This is a genomic window from Treponema sp. R80B11-R83G3 (assembly GCF_054786115.1).
Map to the genome: position 1 here is coordinate 1 of NZ_BDHF01000577.1, position 380 is coordinate 380.

Sequence of the window (380 nt, forward strand, 5' to 3'; positions counted from 1 at the left end):
ATTATCCCCGGCGCTGTGGTTTGTAGCGGGTGGTTTATGGAATAGATATTGCTTACGGGGGTAAGGTTTTCGTAATCCGCCTGTGAGCTTCCCGATGTAGAAAATCCGCCAAGGTCATTGGACAGCCTTTCCATTACCTTGAAGCGGTTCGGCGGTTGGGTTACGCCCTCGGGGGTGGTTTCGGTAAACCGTATATACACGGTGTTTTTATCGGTCTTGTTAAAACGCCTGTCTATCGCGGGGTTATTCCACTGCGTCCCAATGTCCTGAAAATATCCGGTTCCATCCGTTCTGCTCGCCTGTATGTTGTTCGCCTCGTATATTTTCTGTGCCGCACTGGTATCGGTAAGGGCTTATATCGGTTGGGGTATGTTCCCCGC

At 50.8% G+C, this 380-nt stretch carries 1 protein-coding gene; it reads right to left on the bottom strand.

Annotated features, from left to right (window positions below; translation table 11 throughout):
* The coding region (locus ACYVRH_RS15065; RefSeq protein WP_461257664.1) for a hypothetical protein at nt 1-200 on the bottom strand (200 nt) is incomplete at its 3' end.
* Between the last annotated feature and the right edge of the window lie 180 nt (nt 201-380).